General features: G+C 60.8%; 3 protein-coding genes. All 3 read right to left on the reverse strand.

What is annotated here, in order from left to right; genetic code table 11:
* Window positions 1–198 (reverse strand): transposase (locus ABD299_RS19750; RefSeq protein ID WP_344264312.1); only part of this gene is annotated, 198 nt, incomplete at its 3' end.
* A 45-nt stretch (window positions 199–243) separates the two neighbouring features.
* Complete coding sequence (locus tag ABD299_RS25180) at window positions 244–504, reverse strand: DUF7660 family protein (protein ID WP_425581377.1); 261 nt, start codon at window positions 502–504, stop codon at window positions 244–246.
* Window positions 501–1,265, reverse strand: a 765-nt coding sequence (locus ABD299_RS19755; RefSeq protein WP_344264314.1) for a polymorphic toxin-type HINT domain-containing protein, incomplete at its 5' end; no start/stop codon positions are given. The genes ABD299_RS25180 and ABD299_RS19755, both read right to left, overlap by 4 nt.

The raw sequence follows: 1,265 nt of genomic DNA on the forward strand, positions 1-1,265 counted from the left end.
CGTATCGGGCAGCATCCGCCACGCACACCCGCTGGTCAGTACGTACACCACCGCCGCGAACGCCTGTCGCTCATCCACCGGAGCCGTCCCACCGCCCTGCTTCCGAGGCGTGAACCCCGGCAGCAGAGGCTCCACCAGAACCCACAGCCCATCAGGAACCAGACGAGAAGAGAGATCACCGACCACAGACAGCATCATGCCCGATGCCGCTCAAGCCACGTGAGACATCCTCTTAGTTGGCATCTATTCGTAGACGAGCGCCGCCCGAAAGATCGCAGCAATCATCGCCCAATCGGGCGTTTCTGGAACAGGTTCCTTTATCACGTTCGCAAAGAATCCATCCATTGACCTAGTCCAGCGCCCAGCGGAATCCACGAAGGACTCAGTCGTGGCGTTTTCCACAGTAAGACTTCCGTCGCGCATCCTTTCCGCCAGCGCGGCTAGGAAGCGAGCTAGATCCTCCCTGCTTTGGATATCGTTCAATGTCGTGTCTGGCCATTTCATGGCGCCCACTCCAGCGGATTGAAGTAGTTGATCATGATTGAACGCCCTTCGTTTTTAGTCGTGAATTTCCAGGCTTCGTTGGCAGCTTCTTCAGAAGTTGCCATGCGGAACGGCATCGGAATCCCTGCCTTTTGAAAGGACACGAGTCTTCTGTTGTCGAGTGAGAAGACCTGCCCGTCCCTGACGGTCAGCCGCACAGTCGGGAGATCGCCAGCTTTGAGGTATCCAGACCGCAACGCAGCCGCCGTCTGTTCAATTGTCTCTCCGGTTCCGAAACGAGGGCTGACAGTGTCCTGGGAGAACCTCACAAGTTTCGGGTCGATGGTCCCACCGCAGTTGTGGGCGAGTACCGGTGTGGGGCCTGCCAGTACATAGTAGGTGTGGTGGTTGGTGGTGGTGAGGTTGTGGACGGTGGTTGTGGTGGTGTGGTGTTGGACGGTGGTGATCTGGATGTGGGTGCCGGCGCTGGTTTGGAGCCATTGGCCGGGTTGGAGGTCGGTGGCGTTGGTCCATTGGTTGAGTTGGGGGACCCAGAAGGGGTGGCCGTCGGTGGCGGTGAGGGTGGCGGTGGCCGGGCCGTCCTCACCGCCGCTGTCGCTGCCGTCGCCGTTGGCGTCGCTGTCACTGTGACGGCTGCCGTCACCGCCGCTCGCGCCGTCGTCGCCGTCGCCGTTTCGGGTGGCGTCGTCGTCGGTGTCGGTGTTGTTGTGGGTGTCGGTGTGGGTGGTGAGGGTGGTGAGGTGTTTGGTGCCGTGGCCGGT

The organism is Streptomyces sodiiphilus (assembly GCF_039529215.1).
GTDB classification, from domain to species: domain Bacteria; phylum Actinomycetota; class Actinomycetes; order Streptomycetales; family Streptomycetaceae; genus Streptomyces; species Streptomyces sodiiphilus.